The sequence below is a fragment of the Haloferula luteola genome (assembly GCF_014201715.1).
Taxonomy (GTDB): domain Bacteria; phylum Verrucomicrobiota; class Verrucomicrobiia; order Verrucomicrobiales; family Akkermansiaceae; genus Haloferula; species Haloferula luteola.
The window spans coordinates 1-21,309 of the sequence record NZ_JACHFD010000037.1; the positions used below are offsets into that span (position 1 = coordinate 1).

General features: G+C 59.3%; 12 protein-coding genes and 1 pseudogene. 1 reads left to right on the plus strand and 12 read right to left on the minus strand.

From position 1 onward, the window contains the following. Positions 1–429 precede the first annotated feature (429 nt). The 12 genes and pseudogenes from HNR46_RS19610 to HNR46_RS19665 form a co-directional block, all read right to left on the minus strand. A pseudogene (locus tag HNR46_RS19610) lies at positions 430–3,498 on the minus strand (type III restriction-modification system endonuclease). A 9-nt stretch (positions 3,499–3,507) separates the two neighbouring features. After that, positions 3,508–5,832: a UvrD-helicase domain-containing protein gene (locus HNR46_RS19615; protein WP_184022249.1), complete on the minus strand. Its 2,325-nt coding sequence runs from the start codon at positions 5,830–5,832 to the stop codon at positions 3,508–3,510. Between the two features lie 88 nt (positions 5,833–5,920). Continuing rightward, a complete protein-coding gene (locus HNR46_RS19620; protein WP_184022251.1) occupies positions 5,921–7,900 on the minus strand; it encodes a DUF262 domain-containing protein in 1,980 nt (659 codons plus the stop codon). A gap of 4 nt (positions 7,901–7,904) precedes the next feature. Beyond that, positions 7,905–9,914: a site-specific DNA-methyltransferase gene (locus HNR46_RS19625; RefSeq protein ID WP_184022253.1), complete on the minus strand. Its 2,010-nt coding sequence runs from the start codon at positions 9,912–9,914 to the stop codon at positions 7,905–7,907. Positions 9,915–9,931: 17 nt separating this feature from the next. Further along, positions 9,932–10,159 (minus strand): hypothetical protein, encoded by a 228-nt coding sequence (locus HNR46_RS19630; RefSeq protein ID WP_184022255.1) that lies wholly within the window; start codon positions 10,157–10,159, stop codon positions 9,932–9,934. 51 nt (positions 10,160–10,210) lie between these two features. After that, positions 10,211–11,245, minus strand: coding sequence for a nucleotidyl transferase AbiEii/AbiGii toxin family protein (locus tag HNR46_RS19635; protein WP_184022258.1), 1,035 nt, complete (start codon positions 11,243–11,245; stop codon positions 10,211–10,213). Positions 11,246–11,372: 127 nt separating this feature from the next. Further along, positions 11,373–11,984, minus strand: a complete 612-nt coding sequence (locus HNR46_RS19640) for a DUF6088 family protein (protein ID WP_184022260.1) — start codon at positions 11,982–11,984, stop codon at positions 11,373–11,375. A 136-nt stretch (positions 11,985–12,120) separates the two neighbouring features. After that, the gene (locus HNR46_RS19645; protein WP_184022262.1) at positions 12,121–14,697 is read right to left on the minus strand and encodes a S8 family peptidase; all 2,577 of its coding nucleotides are present in this window, start codon (positions 14,695–14,697) and stop codon (positions 12,121–12,123) included. Between the two features lie 22 nt (positions 14,698–14,719). Beyond that, positions 14,720–15,703, minus strand: coding sequence for an AAA family ATPase (locus HNR46_RS19650; protein WP_184022264.1), 984 nt, complete (start codon positions 15,701–15,703; stop codon positions 14,720–14,722). 142 nt (positions 15,704–15,845) lie between these two features. Continuing rightward, positions 15,846–16,502 (minus strand): DUF4391 domain-containing protein, encoded by a 657-nt coding sequence (locus tag HNR46_RS19655; RefSeq protein WP_184022266.1) that lies wholly within the window; start codon positions 16,500–16,502, stop codon positions 15,846–15,848. A 1-nt stretch (position 16,503) separates the two neighbouring features. Continuing rightward, positions 16,504–16,917 (minus strand): TA system VapC family ribonuclease toxin, encoded by a 414-nt coding sequence (locus HNR46_RS19660; protein ID WP_184022268.1) that lies wholly within the window; start codon positions 16,915–16,917, stop codon positions 16,504–16,506. A gap of 4 nt (positions 16,918–16,921) precedes the next feature. Then, positions 16,922–20,335, minus strand: a complete 3,414-nt coding sequence (locus HNR46_RS19665; RefSeq protein ID WP_184022271.1) for a helicase-related protein — start codon at positions 20,333–20,335, stop codon at positions 16,922–16,924. A gap of 656 nt (positions 20,336–20,991) precedes the next feature. On the opposite strand from HNR46_RS19665, the gene HNR46_RS19670 reads away from it, so the two are divergent. Further along, the gene (locus tag HNR46_RS19670; protein WP_184022274.1) at positions 20,992–21,249 is read left to right on the plus strand and encodes a hypothetical protein; all 258 of its coding nucleotides are present in this window, start codon (positions 20,992–20,994) and stop codon (positions 21,247–21,249) included. Positions 21,250–21,309 lie beyond the last annotated feature (60 nt).

Consider the following 21,309-nt stretch of genomic DNA (forward strand, 5'->3'; position numbering starts at 1 on the left):
CGGAGTTCCGGTTCGCTGTCCAAGGCCGAAGCCCCTCAAGCCGAAGGCATCATGCACGTCCCGCATCATTCCTCAAGCAATTTAACGAAGTAGAACTAAAACGGACATCGAAATTTGATGCCAAAATTGAGGCCCAATCACGCATTTTCTCACAAACGAGAACACCATTGCGTGGAGCCTAGAAAGCGCTCTGGAACTCACCACCGTTCTCGCGGTCGATTCATTCCGAAACGATAGGCAGGGTCGCTTCGATGCTCTCCAAGCCATCGCCACCAGGGGGTTGGATGGCTGGTGATTTCGGTTCGTTTATTTCCACCCTTGGAGGAAAGTTGTCCACAGGGTTCGGGCCTAAGAATGGACCGAGACGCGACTCGTCGAAGCAGCGAGTTTTTACGGCGTTAATCGACTTTAGCTCTTCTTGAACTCTGATCACTGTACCAACTGCATCAGTTTCTCGTAACTGTTGACCATATCATACTTCACCTGCTCGTCGGAGATCTTGGCGAAGAACTTCCTGGCACAGTTGATCTTCGATTCCTCGATCGGCCGGAGGTCCAGCTTCGACATGGAGCCCTTGGTCTCGGCGATGAAGTAGACGTGCTTGATCTTCCCGGAGTCGAAGGCGATGGCCCAGTCCGGGTTGTAATCGCCCACAGGGGTCGGGATGGCGAAACCCCTGGGCAGCTTGGCATACACGGTGACCTCGGCGCTGGTGTCCAGTTCCTGGACGAACTCTCTCTCCCCCTTCGAGTCGGTGAAGACGTAGTCGTAGATGTGGTTCTCGGCCTTGAACGCCTTGGAGAAGTCCTCCTTGGTCTTCTCAACGGCGAAAATGGTGGAATCGTAGCGCTCGTCGATGGGGTCATAGGCGAGGTGCTCGATGATCATGGTCGCCTTCTGCTCCTTAATCAGAATCGAGGCCCTGCTGATGAAGGCCTCCGGGTTCGACTTGAACTGTGCGAACACGGGCACCTCCAGCCCCTTCAGAATCTCTGCGACGGTACGCCGGGTCAGTTGGGCGGCATCGGCAATCTCGCCGATCAGGTCTTAGCTCACCGTAGCACGGATGGACCCGGTCACGTAGGCCGCTTCCTGTTCCGTCACTTTGAAGGTGTTCTTCGCCATCAGGTCCTCGTGCTCGATCGACTCGGCCTGCTCGCCTCGCTTCACCTGGAAGCGCAGTTTCTCCACCCGAAGATCCGCGTTCAGCGCCTTGATCGATTTCTGGATCAGTTCCGCACTGTCGAAATCCACAGTGTAGGCTGCCTTCCGGTTGATTTTCTCCCACAGGGACTGGAACTCCTTCTTGTTGAAGTTGTCATTGAGGGCGTTCTCCTTCGCCTTCCGGCCGTCCTCGAAGTCGGGCAAGGCCGAGGCGGAGTACACCGAGTCAACCAGCTGGAAGATCTGCTCGGCGTGGGGCTTCAACTCCTCGGGCAGCTCGGCGAGCGTGCCTTCCTTCTTCGCCTCGTGGTACTTCTCGGTGATCTCCTCGGAGACGTTCCGGTAGCCGTTCTGGATCAGGTAGAAGTCGATCTGCTTGGCCATCATCGGAGTGATCTTGATCTCCCCATCGTCGGTCTTGAGGATCTTGTCGGTGAAATACTTTTCGTTCGCCTTGCGCGGGCGGGCGGAGAGGCCGTCCTTGATGTCGTCCTGCAGCCCTTTGACGAAGTCCTCGTAGGACTCGTTGGCGACCACCGTCAGCACGTTCACCTGATGGGCAGTGGCCGGGTTGTCCATCCGCTCGCCGAACTGGTTCACGCACAGGCGCATGCCGCGGCCGACTTCCTGCCGGCGGGAGATCGAGCTGTCGCTGTGCTTGAGCGTGCAGATCGTGAAGACGTTCGGGTTGTCCCAGCCTTCCCGGAGTGCCGAGTGGGAGAAGATGAAGCGCACCTGCTTCTTCCGTCGTTCGAGGTCACTATCGTGATCCTCGGGGAAGGAAAGCAGCGTCTCCTTGTCGCGCAGGATGAGATCGTAGGCATCCACGTCGTCGGCTAGGCCAGCCTCCTCCCCCTTCTTCTTCACGCTCGGATCGACTAGGTGCTTGCTCTTCTTGTCGATCGAGAAGTAGCCGTTGTGAGTGTCGCTCGCGGTGATGTCCTTGAGGAACCGCTGGTAGGCGCTGTCCTCGAGTTCGAGTTCCTCGTTGAGAGCGAGCTGGTACTCCTCCTCGAAGGCCTCGGCGTACTCGCCGGCCAGTTCGTTCCCCTCCTCGTCGTAGCGCTTGTACTTCGCCACCTCGTCGATGAAGAACAGGCTGAGCACCTTGATCCCCTGGTTGAAGAGCTTCTTCTCGGCATCGAAGTGCGCCCGGATGGTCTCCCGGATCTGGATCCGGCGCAGCGCGGACTCGTTCACGTCGCCGCTGACGGTGCCGACGCTCAGCTTCAGGCCATTGGTGAACGAGACCGTGTCGTGAACCGCATCGATCTCGGAAACCGTGAAGCCATCATATTGCGCGAGTCCGCCCGACTGGGCCTTGAGGTCGTAGCCGACCGATACCTTCCGGGGGATCCGCTTGATGGCACCTGACTTGAGTTTCACCTCGTGCTCCAGCCGGGCGAAGGGACCACCCTTCCCGGTCACGATCCCTTCGAGGAACAGGTAGCTGTTGGTGCCGCTCAGACCTCTCTGGGCGATGCCGTGGACCCGGATCTTCTTCACCAGCCTACGATTGTAGGCATCAAGGGCGTCGAGCCGGTGGATCTTGTTGTGCTCCGTCTTGTGGGTGGCCGAGTAGCGGAGGACGAAGAGAGGGCTGAACTCGTTGAGCGACTCCGTCGTCTTCTTGCCCTCCATCTTCTGGGGTTCGTCGAGGATCAGGATCGGGTGGTTCGCCTTGATCACGTCAATGGGGCGACGGGACTGGAAATCGTCCAGCTCCTCATAGATCCGCCGGGCGTCCTTGCCGGTGGCGTTGAAGGACTGGACGTTGATCACCATCACGTTGATCCCGCCGTCGGAGGAGAAGCTTTCCAGCTTGTGTGGGTGCTTCGAGTCGTAGGTGAAGAAGCGTGCCTTCTTGCCGTAGTCCTGGAGGAAATGGTCGGCGGTAATCTCCAGTGACTTCTGGACGCCCTCGCGGATCGCGATGCTCGGCACCACGACGATGAACTTGCTCCACCCGTAGCGGCGGTTTAGCTCGAACATCGTGCGGATGTAGCAGTAGGTCTTGCCTGTCCCCGTCTCCATCTCGACGTCCAGGTTGACCTTGCAGTTCTTAGTCGCAACGAGCTTGGACGACTGGGGGAGGTTCTGGCTCCGCTGGACCTTCTGGATGTTCTCCAGCAACTGCCCGCCATCGAGCATGATCGGGGCGTTGCGGAAGGCCTCCGTGCCGTAGTCCATCTCGGACTGCTTCTGGCCCTTCGTCAGCTTGCCGGGGTCTAGGCGATAGTCGATGCCCTCGACCTTCGGCTGGCCGGCAAAGCAATCGACCACCGCATCCACCGCGGCAGCCTGGTAGTCCTTGTGCTTGAACTGGAGTTTCATGCGGGTGTTCTAGTTTTTTGCTGCCAGCTCTTGCCAGTACAGGCCTTTGTTCATTGCCGTAAGGAACTTCGAGGGGGCGCCGGCATAGAACAGCCGCACCTCATCCCGGGCGCGAGTCATTGCAACGTAGAGTCTCAGCGCCTCCCTCCACGATTCCCGTTCGCAGCTCCCCTTGCTGGGCAAGGTTCCCTCCCCGCAGCCCACGATCAGCACGAGAGAGAACTCGAAGCCTTTGACGTCGGCCATGGACGCGACGCTCAGCGTGTCCTTCTTCTCAACGTAGTCGCCGGTAATCTGCCCTGCCTTCACCGGAAAATCTGCCGGGCACGCTGCGATGATATCGGCAGGAGAAATCTCCTCGGGCGAGGCGGTAACGATGCAGATGGACCACGGGACCGCCGTATCGGGTTGCAGACACTCCCGTGCATACTCCCAGGCCCTGGCGACTTCGTCGCCGGGCCGACACTGCTCGGCGACCGGGTAGCTCGTCTCCCGGACCGCAAGTTCCGGATCCAGCACCTCGATGTCCTCGCCCAGCTCCTTCGCCTCGCGACCGTAGATGTTGGCGAGGTACGAGGCCGCCTCCAGGATCTGCCGGCTGTTTCGGTAGTTCTTGAGGATCCTCTCCCGGGTCGAGCTGATGATGTCCAATCCGACCGCACCAAGGCGCAAGTCCTTCACCATGACGCGCTGAACGGTGTCGCCGGTGAGGAAAAATCCGTTTTCGCCGGCCGTCGGGATCAATCGCAGCAGCGCTAGGTCGCGAGTGGACAGGTCCTGGTACTCGTCGATCAAAAGGCACCGGAAGCGCATCTCTGGAGGGAGAGTCTTCAGCTCGGTCAGGTGGGGGACGAGTGCCAGCGTCAGGCCCAGTTCATCAAGCATCCCGCCATGGAGCATGGTTTCTTCCCATAGGAGCAGAAGGTCGAGTACCCGCTTCTTCACGGCGTCGGTGAACCGGATGGCCCGGCCGTGGCGCTCAAGCTCCATGTAACCGTTCACCCGGTTGGAGGTGGGAACGGCACTCCGCACCAGGCTGAACTCGTCCCGCAGGTATTTGCGGCTATCGACCCAGTCGTCGTACTTGTAGAGATGATCGCGGAAATAGGTCAGCAGCGTCCGCACGGAGTCCTGATCGCAGTACAGCTCCCAGGTATCCGCCAGAGTCTCACCGCTTCTCACCGCGAACTCCCGGGCGTAGGTCTTCGGGTCCACCCGGTCGATCACACGGACGATCTCATCCCGTTCGTCATGCTGTTCGGCCAGCTCCCTCAGCTGGGCCAGCTCGGCCTCAGGGCCGAAATGATCCACGAGGGTCGTGAAGTAGTCGTAGAACGCCATCACGTGGATGTTGGCGCGTTCCTCCGGCGTGCAGAGCTGGGTGATCAGGTTGTCGATGAGGCGTGTGAGACTTCGGCTCAGAGTGATTACGCCGATTCTCTCCCCGGGGTACTTCCGTGCGAGATTTCGCGCCCGGTGAACCAGCACGCAGGTCTTCCCGCTGCCGGACACGCCGGTGAGCACGGTCGGTCGGTCGTAGTCGGCCTCCGCGACTCGTTTCTGCTCCGGGTTGAGGAAGAGCATCCATTTGTGGAACTTCCCGGGCGAGAACAGATCTTTCAGTTGCTCCTCGTCCAGACCGGTCAGGTTCATCAGGCTCTCCGAGTTGGTCACGTCGGAAACGGCGGCCTGTTCCAGCTCCTCGGCATCCTGAATCGCGACCGCTTCCGCATGGTGCTGCTCAAGGCGTGTCTTCGCGGAATCCAAGTTGCCCTCACGGACCTCGAAAATCAGGTCGAGCATCAGGTTGGCGATCGTCTTGTCGACGTCGCTCAAGTCCTCGATCAGGATGGCGAGTTCTTCGTCACTGGTCTCGTCATCCACCCCCGAGAGGGCTCGAACAAGCAAGCGTTGGGACACATACTCGGTGGGATCGACGCCAATGCGCTCCAGGTAGGGTTTGTTGGCTTCCGTCAGCTTCCCCATGTCGACCTTGGGGATCGCCCGCGGCTCCTCACGGGTCACGTGAGTGATTGCGATTCTCCGGGTTTTCGGATTGCAGGTCACGGTGAAACCCCGGTTGCGGTCGAGCCACTTCTCGGTTTCGTCGTGAGACCCGACGAAAAGCAGGTAGATGAAGTGGTTAGAGTGAACCGTGACCAGTCGGTGGTGGTCGTTGCTGATGTCGTACTTGATGCAGTGGTCGATGCGGCTCTCCCCGTGCTTTGTCAGCTTGTTGGTCACATCGGCCTCAAGCTCGAGGCACTTGATGATCCGGCAGGCCTCGTCGAAGGCCCGCTGGGAGGCGCCTCCACGGTGGCGGAGGCGAATCATGGCTTATCGGAAGCCGGCTTGGTCGATGTAGATGACTTCAGGCATAGCGTGGAGGTAGAGATGGGAAGAGGGCGAGGGCTGGTACCCGTTAAGCGGGCTGGATTGCCGGGGTCTGGGATTCCGAAGTGCCCGGAGAGACGGAAGCAAGCCCTCCGGAGTCCGGGGCCCCACAAAGGTATGCCCCCAGCCTGTCCGTGAGGGCCCTGCGTCGTATGCTGGCCAGTTCCCGGCCCCAAACCTCATTGGCACCGGCGAAGTTCTGAACCGTGCGGAACTTACTGTCGGCCAGATACCTCGGCCGTTTCACCGTCGCGTAGTCGTCGTTGCTGATAGAACGGTTCAGGTCATACTCGAGCACGATGAGGTTTCCGAGCTGGTTGAGTTCGTCGCCCCATTCGGCCTGCATCTGGGCCCGTTCGGTGAGGTCCTGGTGGTTGAAGCTTTCGATGTGTTCGATGTCGATCCGCTCGTCGAAGAGCAGCTCGACCAGTCGCCCCGACTCCGTTCCCGCGGTGAGTTCCGCCAGCATTGCGTCGAGCCGGCAGACGATGTTCTTCGCCTTGGCGATCCAGGCAAATGGCTCCCCGAGCAGGCACTCGCGAGTTTCGTCGGCCAGCACCGCGCGCTCCCGGGCGAGGTGGTTGATGACACTCTCCGGCTCCACCGAGCCGTTCGTCCGGGACATCAGCTCCATCACCTCCCGCATTTTCTGACGGCCGTCCTTGGTGATCCTCTGGAATCGGAGACTGTTGATCAGCAGCAGCTTGCTGAGCCCGATGATGAACTGCTCCAGCTCCTCCAGTCGAGCCTCCGGCACCACTGCCCGCGAGCGGAAGCGGTGAAGGAAGTAGCGGATCAGGTAGTGGTAGCGACCGTAGCGGCTCCACCAGATGAAATAGGCCATCGCGTGCGCCTCAGGACCCAACTTCGGCAGGGTGTCCTCCCACTCGAAGCACACGTCGATCAGCTCCTCAATGAACGCCAGCGGCAGCTCCACGAACTCGCACTTGTCCTTCTGGAAATCCTCCCAGCCCTGGATGCCGAGCACCACATCGAACAGGCGCTCGAAGAAGGTCGTTCCCGCCAAGTTCCGGGTCTCCACGCTCAGCCCGTAGTCGGTGATAACGATCTGCTGGGCCAGCGAGAGCACGTTCTCCATGTCCACCGCCACCCGCTTGCGATCCCGGTTCCCCTGATCGATCCGCTCGTAGAGGGCACAGACCTTGTCGAAGACCTCCTCGGGCTCGCCCTTCCGTTCCCGGAGGAACTCGAAATAGCGGATCTTGAAGACGTCGCCGCCATTCAGGTCCATGCCGGACGTGTTGATGGCGTCGAAGATCTGGAGGGTCTTCGAAAGCTGGGCCCGGGTCTCGATGATCACGAAGTAGACCCGGGACACGAGGTAATCCGCAAATCCCAGCGCGTCGCCGGGAGCATCACCGAACTGCTCGTCCTCACGGAGCAGTTCGGTGATCAGCTGGAGGTTCCGCCGATAGGCATTGAGTTCGGATGACTCCGGCACCGCGGCATCCGCCTCCTCCAACGCCTCCTCAAGGTAGGCCTGCTGGATCGTCCCGCTGACGGTCGTCATCAGGCGCCGACGGTAGTCCAGCGCAGTCCAAACTCCGGATCCAGGTGCCATGCTCTCAAGCACCCGGAGGACCAGGATCATCGTGGTGATCCGCTGTTGGCCATCGATGATGTCGTGGCGGGTGGAAAAGCCGGGAACTTTCGGGTCCACCGCCGTCATCAGCTGTATCGTCCCGATGAACATCGGCTCCCTTCTCACCCGGCCATTCCGGCCGAAATAGGCGGCGAGCAAATCGTTCACCAGGCGGCGAACCTCCGGCTCTCCCCAGGAGTAGGGGCGCTGGAAAATCGGGATCCGGTAGCAGGTTCCGGGACGAAACAGGACGTCGCTCGGACTCGCCGTGTTGGTGAGAAGTGTACAACTCCGCGCTTGGATCTCGAACTCCTCTTTTCCCACCTGTCGGCCGCTGCTTGCGGTGGACTCGGTATCGGGCGGTTCGGCACAGGTAGCCGAGCCCTGGACGCAGGTGCCGTGCATGGACTCAGAGCGTCTTGAGTTCGGTGTGGGGGCTGAGGGTCTTGAAGATCTGCTCGATGTTGATCTTGGTGGCGTCGCTGGCGTAGCCGGCATCGCGGAAGACGGCGCGCAGGGGCTCGCGCTTGGCCAGCGCCTTGCAGAAGCCCTCCGTCAGTCCGGTGTCGAAGCAGGCGGCCAGCGCGTTGTCGTCCACGAAGAAGACCTTCTTGCCCTCGATCGTCTCCTCGGTGATCGGCAGGCCAAGATCGACGCCCCAATTGAGGAGCACTTGGAAGAGCAAGTCCTCAGGCTTGCGCCCCTTCTTCACGTTGTCCACCTGGAGGGCGAGGGCGTCCTGCGTTAGCTGGTCAGGTTGGTAGTAGACCTCCGCCATGTTCGAGCTGTCGATCTTCAGGACGCGGAAGCCGGTATCGAGAGAGTCGAGACGACGCTCGATTGCGCCGTGGTCGTCCGAACCGGGCTTCGCCTTGGCAAGCTTCGCTTCAAGATCTTTGCGAATAGCTACACCCGCCCGCCGCACGCGCTCTTTCCCAATATCAGTAATACTCTGATACCCTGATTTGAATGCCTGACTCTTCGGATCACAGGGTTCGGGGAGCTGCACCAAGATGTGCCGCCTGTTTCCACCGTCCTCGGCGTTCATCTGCATCACGGCGTGAGCGGTGGTGGCGGTTCCAGAGAAGAAGTCCAGAATCAGGTCCGACTCATCTGTGGCAATCTCGCAGATCCGGAGCAACTGACCGACCGGTTTTGGTGTAAACTGCTTTCCATCCACCTTCGGAATCAGGCTATTGAGGGTTTTGGTTCCAGAATCGGTAGAGAACTCTTTCCCGACCCAAGCGGACTTCGTTTTCTCACGGCGTTCACCGAGGAAGTCATCCCCAAGAAAGACTTTATAGCTAACCCCCCACGAGGAGTCTCGCTTCTGTCGAGCCAACAGAAGGTCGATGCGATCTTCTGCCGTTTCCTTCTTCCACCTCCAGCGACCATCTTCACCGTCACTCTTGACGGGATAAGTCGCGACCGAGTGCTCAATGGTTGATCGCAGAGAGACACTTCCGTTCTCAGGGTTTACATAGATCGGATAGTAGAGGTTGGGGCGCTCCCGCCGAGTGTCTGCCCCTCCGCGTTTTCTTAGATCTCTCCACTGGAACTTATTTCCATCTTCGTCGACACAATCGTATTCCGACTTCTTTTCGTCGCTCATGGCCACCCCTCGTGAGGTGAAGTCGCTCTTTTGGTAGACTACCATATACTCATGGGTTTGTGCCTGAAACCCCTTATCATTTCTTCCCTTGGCATTGTTTACGACCGGAACCAACCCCAAAAACCCCCCTCCTCCAAACACTTCGTCACAAAGGCGCTTCAAGTTAGCCACTTCGTTGTCATCCACGGAGATGAAGATCACGCCATCCCCCTTAAGGAGGTTTTTGGAGAGCTTCAGCCTAGGGTACAACATCGAAAGCCACTCTGAGTGGAATCGACCGCTCGCGCTGGAGTTTTGCTGCCACTTCTCCTCATCGAACATTGCGTTTCCTGTTTCGTCCACCTCTCCTGCCCGCTCCTCATACTCCTCTCGGCTCATCGAGAAGTTGTCGTCGTAAATGAAATCTTTCCCCGTGTTGTACGGGGGGTCAATGTAGATCATCTTGACCTGATTCAGGTAGGTCTCCTGCAACAGCTTGAGCGCGTCGAGGTTGTCACCCTCGATATAGAGGTTGCGGGTGGTCTCGAAATCCACCGACTCCTCCTTGCACGGCCGCAGGGTCTTGGCGACGGGCGCGTTCGCCAGCGCCAGCGCCTCGCGCTTCCCCGGCCAGTCGAGCCGGTAGCGCTCCTGCGGCCCTTCGACGAGATCAGACGAGAGCTCCTGTCGCAGCAGGTCGAAGTCGATCGCCCGCTTGATCGAGCCATCGGCGGCCTGGGTTTCGGTGACGCAGCTCGGGAAAAGATCGGCCAGTTTCGCCGCATTCGCCTCCGCGAAGTCCGGGGTGTGGAGTTTGAGTTTGTCCATGGTAATGGGAGAGATGGTCACTTGACGATGTAGGTGAGCTTCTTGCTCTCGAAAATGACGCCCGTGATCTCGATGCGGAAGCCCAGCGGCTGGACATCGAAAATGCGATCGTCAGAAGGCGGGAGTTGCGCCATGCCCGAGCACTCCAACTGACCTCCCAAGGGGTAACTGCCGGTCACGTAGATTCTTTGACAGGCGAACTGCGTGCCGGTCTTGGCGGATTTCAGGGAAAGCGCGGGAGGCATGGAGAGTGGAGGTAGAGTGAGGGTTCTCAGGTGGGAGGATTTCGCAACGGACTACGGCTGATTGAAAGCATCTTCCCACTCGCGAAGCGTGGTGACCACGGCATCAAACGCAGGTGGCTCGTCGAAGAACATTTCCCTCATGGAATCGAGGTCGGCCTTCAAATCGTCCATGTTCTTCTCCGCGGGCAGGAGCCTGAGGGTGCCGCGCTTCGCGTCCTCGTAGCGGGCCCAAGCCGCGCGGTAAAAAGCGATCTTGTGGGTGACAACGGCCTTAAGCAGATCCTCGCGCTCGGCGGCCTGAACGCCGGTGCCTGCCGCGACCATGGCCGCGAGATCGGTGTAGTGCCGGGAGTAACGGCCGGGGAAGGGCTTCCCATCGGGGAGGTGGGCCATCTGGTGCAGGATCGTGGCCTTCTCCCAGAAGGTGCGGACAGCCTCCATGGTCTTCACCTCGACGGTCGGGTCGCCGAGGGCACCCGGGAAGGCGTCGGCGAGGTACGGCTGGAGCGGCCGGATCTCGGCCGGCCAGTGGTCCGAGCGGGCACCGAACTCGATCTTGACGGCAGGCCGCAGGTAGGCGGTCGCCGTTTGGGTGAGCCGGGTCGTGGGATAGAAAAAGGCGAGTGATTGGCCATCGGGATCGGTCGTGTCGGGCTCGAGGGACCAGGTGCGGCCATCGCCCCCGGACAGGGCCCCTTCGATCGCGGTCCGGAGAGCGGGCGCGATGACCTCCGCGACGTGCGCGGCGGCGGCCGCGGCGAGCTGCTCCTTTAGCGCCTCCCGCTTCTTGTTCGAGAGGCCGGGACTCACCGGATCGTCGGCACCGGAGAAGCCGAGGTGTTCCCGGTGAATGGAGACATCGATGTCTTCGGAAAACCGGCGAATGAGTCCATGAACCTTGGACAGCGAGGTCCCGCCCTTGAAGAGGAGAGTGTCACTGACCCCGTCGAGCGTGAAGAGGCGCTTCAGCGTCCAGCAGACCCAGAAATCCTTCTCCACAACGTGGGGAGGAAGACTCAGCCGGCTGGCCGCCTCATTGAAATAGGCTTCCTGCTCGTCTGCTGGGACTGTGGCGAAGGCGTCCATGGGTTGGTCTGGGTGATGATGGTGATGACGATGATCGTCGTGCTCGGGCTGGTGGTCGTGGAGATCGCAGGTTTTGGCATTGCTCCGCGCCCTCAACCGCCGGACGATGAAATCGTCCGGCGGTTGACTACGTCGGGGTCGGAGGACGCAGTTTTTCGAACAGTGGATGCATCCATGCCGGAGCGTGTACTCGGTCTTTCCAGAGCCTCTCCCGATCGGAATCGAGCAAGACCTGCTTCAGGGTGTCGAGGTGGGCATCGGTGACCCCTTCCTTGCCAAGGTAGCGAAACGCCTGGATGACGAGGCCGGAGGGGCGCCCCGCCGTGGCCATGTTTTTCGGCGTGGTGCGGCGGAGCTGGATCCGCTGGTTGCCGACCTCGACCGACTTCTCCGCGCCGTCGGTGAGGTAGACGATCTTGGCCGGAACTTGCTGGGAGAGCCCGAGGAGATTCACCGAGTAGGCACCGGAGGGCTGGAGGCGGCTGTCATCCTTCTCGCTGATCGCCCGGGCGATGTCGTCAGGTTTGGGGCTCAGCAGGCCCAGTTTGGGGTGACTCTTCGGGTAGTCGTAGAGCCCGAAGGCAAGGCGGCGGATGGTCTCTCCGGCCGTCAGCCGGTGCAGGGCCTGGTCCACGGCCCCACGAGAACCCAGGTCAAGAAACCGGCTTGGAGTAAACACCCAACCCCTTCTCTTCCCGTAGATCCTCGAAACTATTTTCTTTTGAACGTCTTGCGACAAAGTTTTGCGGCGTTTCTCGTCAGAAATAATATTTAGTTTTTCTTACAAAGGAAAATGAATATTTCGGGTTTTTCACCTACAGTTTCCGATGAGCAAGGCGTTGCTGCCGCGCGGAACCGGCACCCGGGGGCGAGGCTCAGGTGGCAATATCCACACCGGCCTCGATCCGCTGGATCGCCGCCTCCACCTCGGTGTAAATCGGAAGGTCCGCCTCCGTTTCGAGACTGATGATCAGCGAGTAGTTCACGGATTTCAGGTGGCAATCATGCTCCTGCCGGTCTTGGCCGAACTTCCGAGTCGCCCACCACCCCTTGGCACGCGGAAAGACGGCAACGGCTTCCATTGTGGCGAGATCGGCTGCGGATCCTCTCCAGACATCCTGGATTAATGAGCCGCCTTTGCGACGGAGTTTGTCGCCGAGCGCCCAGCCCGGGTCGTTCATGGTGTCGCCCAAAGCGTCCTCATCCGAATGAAGGATCGAGCGAAACTGCGCCAGCGTCTGGTCCTTATGCTTGGGGGTGAAGCCGAGCAGGTGACTCGCGTATTTGTATTTCTTGCCGTTGTCCCAAGAGCGGCTGCCCGGATTGGGCTGGATGTAGTAGGAGAGAGTTACCCGGAGCGTGCACGTGGTGTCATGGTTGGCCTGAAGCAAGGCCACGGGCCACGGAAGCACGATGAGGTGGCACTCGTTGAACTTCGCATTTCCAGCCACTCCTTCGTAGGGTCGGATGGCTCCCTCGGTGAAAAACGTCGTCTGGTTCCCGAGGCTGTCCAATGCCCGCTGCTCATTCACAACACCGAAGCCATACCCACGCATGAGGTCCTGTACAGCCTCACTGCGCCGGGCCTCGTGCGGATCGAGCTGGAGTGCGTTGAGTAGATCCTGCGGCCAGCGTGCCGAGTGGACGAGCAGTCCCCGAATCGTTTCCGGTCGGGCATCCGGGTATCTCTGCGCAATGCGGGCCGCCACCCGGGCAGCCAATGCCGTGGCTGCGCTTGTCGCATTGAAGGATTGAATGGGCCTGAGGTTGAACGTGGAAGCCGTGGTATGTGGGGCCAAGGAGTCGAATGCCGGATACTGGTCCGGGTGGTCCCGGTGCCTCCCGAGATTGGCCCCTTCCATGACGACGTCAGGTGCGATCGGCCAATCCTTGCGACCTTCGCACCAGGCGTGGCTGGTTCGGGTGTAAGGGCTTAGATGATGGTCGGGTGCGAGTGGGTCGCACCGCCGCGCCTCGTCATCCTGTTCGCCGATGGTGGTGCGATTGGTGATCGCCCCCACAGTGACCGCATTCCACGCTTGGGCGGGATCCTCGATGGGATTGGCGCGAACGGTTGCCGGATAGAAGAATGTGTCGTCGTGGCGCTCAGTGTTTCCCGCAGACACCAGAATCACCTTGGGTTCATCCGTTTCATCCTGGGCTCCAGCCGCCGCGATATCGACGGCTGTCGACCACGAACTCGGATTGCCGAAGGTGTTCGGACCGGAAGCGGTGACAGCCATGCAGAAGATCCGACGGCGGAAAGGGGCGATGCTGTCCGGCTCGTTGATGGCAGAGAGGGTGATCGCCCCGTAGTTGTCCGGATCGTGCCGCGTGGTGCTGCGGATTAACTTCACCGATTCCAGCCGGTGAAGCTGCTGCCATGACCCTGTGGAAAGCATCAGGTTCCGTAGATCGCCGAATGCCGCGAGGCCGGCCATCGGCGTGCCGTGCTTCAGCCGTGTGTCGTCCGACGTGTCGCCATCGCCGAAGACAGTGGACATGTCGTTAACGGAGAGCATCGGCTCGATCAGGGGGTGGCGTCGGTTGACCCCGGTATCTAGCAAGCAAACCGCCGGGGCATCGTCTCCGGGCCATTCGATTCGGGTCAACGCTTCGTCGATCCACTCCTCTTGTTCCAGTCCGCTCAGGTCGGTGAGTCCGACACTGCAAGGTCGGGCTTTGCGAACCTCCGAAAGGCAGTTCAGGAGGTCAATCGACTCTTCCAATCGGGCCCGGCTGCCATGGGCGACCATCACAATGTGATCAGGAAAGGTGAGCGTCTGGTCCTTGATCTCGATCTCCAGCCGAGTGCATTCCCCCAGTAGCTGCCGGTGCCAGTCCGACCTCTCATCTCTCCGGATCCACAGCTCGAACCAGACCATTTCCCCAGAAGCGGGAAGCGGGTCGGAATCGGTCCAGAGGGCCTCAATCGCAGCGGTGGAAATGGATCGGATGTTGTTGAGGAGCTTCGCGTTGCGCGGCCCGGTGACTTGGCCCTGCCGATCTTTGTTGTCTTTGGTGGGATCGGCATACTCAGTGATCTTTTTTTCGAGGACCTTGAGCTGCCCGTGGGGGACGAAGATCGCGGCCTTGGTTACTTCGCCTCGGGGCGTCTGTTCATGCCTGACATTCAGTAGCGTTATCGCCAGCGTCGTCCTGGTTGCCGCCTTTTCGAGGCTCCCGTATTCAAGCGGGTAGCCCGGTTCAGAGGTGACGTTGAGAATAAGACCGAAGTCCGATGTCAGTCCCTGCTGACTGCGTTCCTGCTCCACCTGCGAGAACTCCTGATGGATCGGAGCAATCTGACGCTGGAGATACTGAACGTGGCCCGCCCGGTTGTCCCTTGGGAATCTCTCGAAGGTTTGCCGGCCGCTTCCCTCGTAAGGCAGCGGCTCGGGATTCGACCAGAATCTGAGGTGTTTGAGACGACTGGGGAGGTGATCCGGCATTGGGGGAGGGATACTCTAACGCTCAGTGATTGAGGTGCAGCCTTCGCTCTGTGAGGGCTCCTACCAAGGCCTTGTTGGTGACCTTGGGTAGATCGAGAATGAGCATTTCCTTAATCGCCTCTTCGGAGGCCCGGGTGATCTCCGCGTAGCTGAGACCTTTTGCTGCGGGATCGATCTGCGCCCAAGAAAGCCGCTCCTTGTCGACATCCCTGAGCAGACGTCTGACCGTTTCTCGTGCCTGGTCGGGCTCGGGCAATCCGAACTCGATGAGGTCGTCGAAGCGTCGGAATAGCGCTCTATCGAGCCGCTGTCCGTAGTTGGTCGCGGCGATGATCAGGCTGTTGCTCGTAAGCTTCTCGATGAAAACAAGAAATGCATTCAGCACGCGGCGCATTTCCCCCACATCGCCCGCAGCATCCCGGGTGAAGCCAATGCTGTCGAACTCGTCAAACAGGTAGACCGCACGATGTCGCTCTGCCGCATCGAAAATGAGTCTGAGTTTCGAAAGTGACTCCCCGAGGTACCGGCTGATCAGTGAGTCGAGACGAACCACGAAAAGCGGCATGCGAAGTTCATTGGCGAGAGCTGCAGCCGTTATCGTTTTGCCGCAGCCTGGCGGCCCGGTAAACAGCAGTCTCTGTCGTGGCCGGAGGTTGTTCTCCTTGAGTCGGCCGAGATTCTTCTGCTCCGCGAGAATCCGATCAACCCGGTCCCTGAGGGAGCATTCAAGAACGAGGTCTTCGAGCTTCAGGTGAGTCTGAGCATGCTCCAGCAGCTCGCTCGCCTCGCCTTGGGGCGCCGAAAGGCTGTGGACCTTCTCCACGGCGGATTCCGATGCCGCCCTCCGTCGGGACTCATTCACCAGATCCCGAAGTTCGTCGGCGAGCTTCTGGTGCCCCTTGCGCGCTTCAGCGGCGGCGACCTGCAGCGCAACCGCGCGGAAGCGCTCGTTGTCACCAGACGAGTGACTCGCTAGAAGCGCCTTGATTTGGGTTGCGGTTGCCATGACAGAGCGGGAGGAAGTTTAGGAAGTTAGGAAAAACTAAATATTTTTTCGGTCATTTCGAGCCGATTCTTACGGACAGGGTCGGTCAACGGTAGGGTCAGACTTCCACCCTCGCCCGGCTCCGGCGCATTTCTAGAGGGCATCACGGGCCAGACAAAGCACGGAGTTCAACTTGGAGCGGCTTGAGTTCCTGGTTGAGCGCGACCTTTCGGTTGAACTGCTTCTCGCGGCGGATCCGGGCGGTCAACTGGTCGACCTTTCGGCTGAGTACGAGAAACCGCTCGCAGCGGTCAACGTGGCTGGCCAGGGCCTCACCTTTCCGCCCGGGGAGCGGAAGGAGCGGCGCGAACAGGGACGCATAAAGGTGACCGAGATCCAAGGCCGCCGGCAGGGGCGGCAGCTCCGCAGCGGCCGGGGCGAACCCCGACGAAAACCGGGCTCCGACGACCCACTGGCTGGAGTCCGCCTCGCTCGGGCGTTTGAAGGCGGCGGTGTAGGCCACCCCATTCTCCGAAAGCAGCCGGTGCAGCACCGGGTAAGGGATCGCCCGGTCGATCACCTGAAGGACCGCCTCGTCCAGCTCGGCGGACTTGAGCGTGATGTCGAATACCTCGATCTCGGGGACGTCCGGACGGGTCGGGAGGTGGAGTGTCTCCGGAGACAGCTTGTGGGCCCACCGAATCTCGGCCACCTGGTCCGTGAAGAGAGCCCGAATCCGCCGTGTGGGCTCGGTGTGGGCGTAGATCCGGGACTTGGGCACCGGCTTGCCGAACGCGGTCTTGGGCGGGAAGGCGAACATATCATGGGATGACAAAATAGGAACCTTGCCCCGAGCCCGATGGTAGAGGGTTGATGCGCGCATCCATCGTTGCCAGCTTGCCATTCTTTCGAATCGCAAGAGCCAGCAAGTAGTGGTCCGTCAACTTCTTCGAGCCCGGAAGATCGTCAAACTCCTGCAACGAGACCTCATCGGGCCAAAACTGATGGTCCGGATGCTTGCACAAGTCTGCCAGAAGACCCTTGGCCAGGTTTGTGGAACCAGGTTCGCCCGGATAGTTAGGATTGCCGATGATACGTAGAAATCCATTCTCGGAAATCGGACAAGTGGCCCACCCAGCCTCACGGTTCTCCTCAAAAAAGGTGGTCGCGCGAGCATGATGTTCGTGATCTGCGTCCGCAACCGCGATCAGAATATTGACATCAAGTAAGAACATTGTTTTAGCGATCCTCCCTATCTTCGTTCTTTTCCATGAGCTTATAGATTAGCTCGCTCGTCACTTTTACCCCTCGATGCTTGAGTCGGAGAATCTGCTTGTCGCTGAGCTCCACAAGGTCGCTTCGAGGTGACGAAGAGGTCGCAGCAACAGGCATGACCACCAGAAACGAAATCAGCTCGAAGTCGTCGAGACCGGAGATGGAGTCGACCAGTGCGGTGGTCTTGCCAGGGGTGAAGAGGCTCTCGATATCGCCCTCCTCCTTCACTGCGATCATCGACCGGATGGCTTGGTCGAGCAGGCCGGAGTAGTGCTTCATATTGCGGCCGTCTTTGGTCGCCTCGTTGAAGCGCCGGCACAGTTCGATGTAGGGTTCGTCCCGGCCCTTGCAGGCCGTCCGCGCCAGGTCGAGCAGGCGCTTCACCTCGGTGTGCCGGGTGATGACCTGGCCGTCGTCACCGATGAAGACGAGGTAGTACGGGTGGAGGCGGTTCTGAAGGTCAATGTTCACTCCGTTCTCGCGGTTGCGAAGGGTGAAGAGGACGCCCGGGACCAGGCCGAGTTCCGGGATCGCGGGCACGATGGCGTGCAGGCCATTCGGGGTTCGGCAGGGATCGCCGTGCTCCTTGACGTAGCTAACAAGGTCCATCCGGAAATCATTGAGGCCGAGGTCGGCGATGGAAATCCCGATCTTGAGGTCCTCCATTTCGATGACCTCCTCCTGCAGCCGGCGGAGTTGCTCCTTGCGGTAGGAGATTTCGTTGGCTTTCGGATTAAGCACGTTGTCGCTGCCGGTGGCGACCGCGTCCGCGATGACCATGCGGTTCTCCACCCGCTCCTTGAGGTTAATATACTCATCGAGGGAGATGTCGGGCCAGTAGTTCACCAGCTGGATGAAGGCGTTGGGTGAGCCGATGCGGTCCACGCGTCCGTATCGCTGGATGATGCGGACCGGGTTCCAGTGAATGTCGTAGTTGATCAGGTAATCGCAGTCCTGGAGGTTCTGACCTTCGGAGATGCAATCGGTTCCGATGACCAGGTCGATCTCCCCCTTCTCTTCCGGCATGACGAGGGCCTTCTCTTTCGAGATGGGCGAAAACAGCGTCATGACGTCCTGGAAGTCGTAGCCCCGCCCGAGCGTCGTCTTGGGGGCGTCGGTGCCGGTGATCTTGCCTGTGTGGAGGCCGAACTCCTTGAGGTGGTTCTTGGCGATGCACTCGTAGAGATAGTCGGCGGTGTCAGCGAAGGCGGTGAAGAGTAGAATCTTCCTGTTCCCCGGATTGATCGGATCCTTCACCTTCTGGCTGATGTGCCCGATGAGGTGCTGGAGCTTGGCGTCGTGCTCCGGGGTAACCTTCTCCATCTCGGCGATGAGGGTAACGATGAGCGCGCTATCGTTCTCCATCGCCCGCTTCCACGACGGAAGGTCGAGATCCTCGAAGCCGATTTCGTTCCGCCCACCAAGCGTCATTTCGTCGGCATCCGGAAGATCATCGTCTTCGGGGTCGAAGTCGTCGGCCTCCATGCTGGCGACGGACCCCGAGGACCGCTTCCCGGACTCGAACTCGGCGATGCGATGAAGCATTCGACGGTGGTTGGCCTCCAGCTTCCCAAGCGTGATCCGGAAGGCGTGGACCGAGCTTTCCAGGCGCTTGAGGAGGTTGACCGTCATCAACGCCCGGATGCCCTTCTGCTGGCCCTCAAGGCTCACGTTTCGCGAGATGCCTTCTAGGTCGTCCTTGTAAGTCTCCTGGTATCTGGAGCGGCGGCTGGGGAGGATATACTCGGCAGGAGTGTACACTGCGAGGTCCAGCTGGGTGAGCTGGTTGTAGATCTCGTCGAAGCCGTCGACATCTTCCCGGTCCGTTAGCGGCGGGTGGAAGGAAATCGGCAGCCGGCGCTCTGGGAATGTGCCGATGTCGGCGGTGTCGTAGTAAGCCTCGATGTGCTTCCGGGAGCGGGCGATGGTTACGCTGTCGAGCAACTCGAAGAACTCGAAATCGAGGGTCTTCAGGATCGCCTCCGGCGTCCGCTCCTCGGCCGGCAGGTTACTCCACCGGGTGAAGGCCGCCTGAGCCTGCCGGAAGATCTCCTCGATGGTGTTACGGGACTTGAGCTTGGCACTGAGGTTCTCGGACTCCCCCTCATAGGCCAGGGCGAGCTGGTTGCGCAGGTCGGAGAAGCGGTTGTTGACCGGAGTTGCTGACAGCATCAGCACCTTGGTCTTCACGCCGGCGCGGATGACCTGATTCATCAGCAGCTCGTATCGGGACTGCCGTTCCTCTTCTCCGGGGTTGTTGTTCCGAAAGTTGTGGCTCTCGTCGATCACCACGAGGTCGTAGTTCCCCCAGTTCACCAGATTAAGGGGCGTGCCATGGGAGTATCCGCTGCGCCGCTGGAGGTCGGTGTGGTTGAGCACGTCGTAGTTCAGCCGGTCGGCCGCAAGCAGGTTCGTCTTGAGGTTCCGGTTGTAGGTGAGCCAGTTGTCCGCGAGCTTTTTGGGGCAAAGGACCAAGACGGATTTATTCCTCAGTTCGTAGTATTTGACAACGGCCAGCGCCGTGAAGGTCTTCCCGAGACCGACGCTGTCGGCGAGGATGCAGCCATTGAAGGTCTCCAGCTTGTTGATGATACCGATGGCGGCGTCGCGCTGGAAGTTGAAGAGCTTGTTCCACACGACCGACTCCTGATAGCCGGTGCGGTCGTTGGGCATCACGTCTTCAGTGATGTCCTCAAGGAATTCCGTGAAGATGTTGTAGAGCATCACGAAGTAGATCCGCTCCGGTGAGTTTTCCGCATAGACTCCTGCAATGTGGTCGCAGACCTGATCGGTGACCTCTTCGAGCTTCTCTCGGTCTTCCCAAATCTGATCAAAGAGCCGAATGTAACCGTCAGTCATCGGTGCCCCTGAAAACTTATTGACAATATTTGAGAGGGAGTTTCCTTGTTGGTAGCCCAAATCCACAGCGGTGACACCTTGGAGCGGGAAGTAGACTACTGGCTCACTACCGGCAGACTCGATACAGGCCATTTGTTGCATCGAGGACTTAGTGGAGTTGGACCTGAAGGTCACCTTACTACAAATCCACTCGGCACACTCTCGGGCAATGGCCCGCTGGGTGAGCTGGTGGCGAAGTTGGATCTCAAATTCAGTCCCATAAAGGCTGCGCTCCCGTTCCAACTTGGGGATGAAGAACTCCCGCCTCTCCTTCGGCAACTTGTCAGTCGTCTTGCCATAAACAAAGGTCGGCGACGTGAAAATAAATGCCACCGACTCGACTTGGTCGAGTTCCTCCTTAAGCGCCTCATAAGCGAAGATCGAGAAACACGAAGCTGCAATACGCAGCTTCGATCCAGGCTGAACTGTGAGCTTCAAGTCATCACCAAGGAGGTCATTGACGTTGTCAATCGTCTGCATTGAGTAGTCTAGTAATTCCACCAGATTTCACTACTGAAGCAACGAATAAGCGAGAACAAATTCTCAACGCAATTACACGAAGGTCAGCAGGAAAAACCCGCAATCGCGAGGGTTCTTGTGTCACAATAAATTGATCGAGGTATTTCACCTTACCCCCCTTCCAGTCCGCCATAGCTCTCGGCCGTAGCGGATTTCTTCATTCTCACAATGCAACAACAAATCAGCATGTTCCCTCCCAATCAATCGATCTTCCAAGTTTGCGAAACTTGGCTAACCCAACAAGGAACCATCATTCTGACACCCCTCATTGGGCTGATGCTCACAGCCACATCATGCGCCCCTACCACAAATCAACCAAAACCTGAATCGCTACCGACAACGCAAATTGAAACCCAGCCAGTCGGTGATGGTCTAAAAATCATCGGCTTTGCCATGCTTGGAAGCTCCTTGGTTCTCGTTCTTGGATCGATCAACCGACGGTAGTCAATACTCACTTCTTCATGAATCCTGCGTTCTACATCAGGGTATTTGCATGGATCTCGATCACTGGATTGGGATGCATGATCTTCGCCAGTTCGTGGCTACCAATACTCTCTGGAACTGTCATCTTCACCGCTTTGATCTACTCGTTCAAACCCCCTTCTAACTAAAATTCCATGGCTCGAAACCTGTATTCTCCTCGCCTGTCCGATGACGTGGTCCGCTCACTTTACCGGGAAGGAAAACGCCGTCACCTTCCGATGACACGACTCGCCGACGAACTGCTTCGTCAGGCTCTCGGAACGTTCACCTGTATTCCCTCTGTCGGCTCCACCAGTGATTCGGTCCTTCAGGCAGATCCACCCCAAACCACGCGGCCTAGGCACGACCATCACCCGTCCTGCTCCAATGCCACGCGAATGCACCTAGAATAAAGTCCACTCTTTAGATCTTCAATTCCACCCCAAAAAGCAATCATCATGGTCGCAAACTCA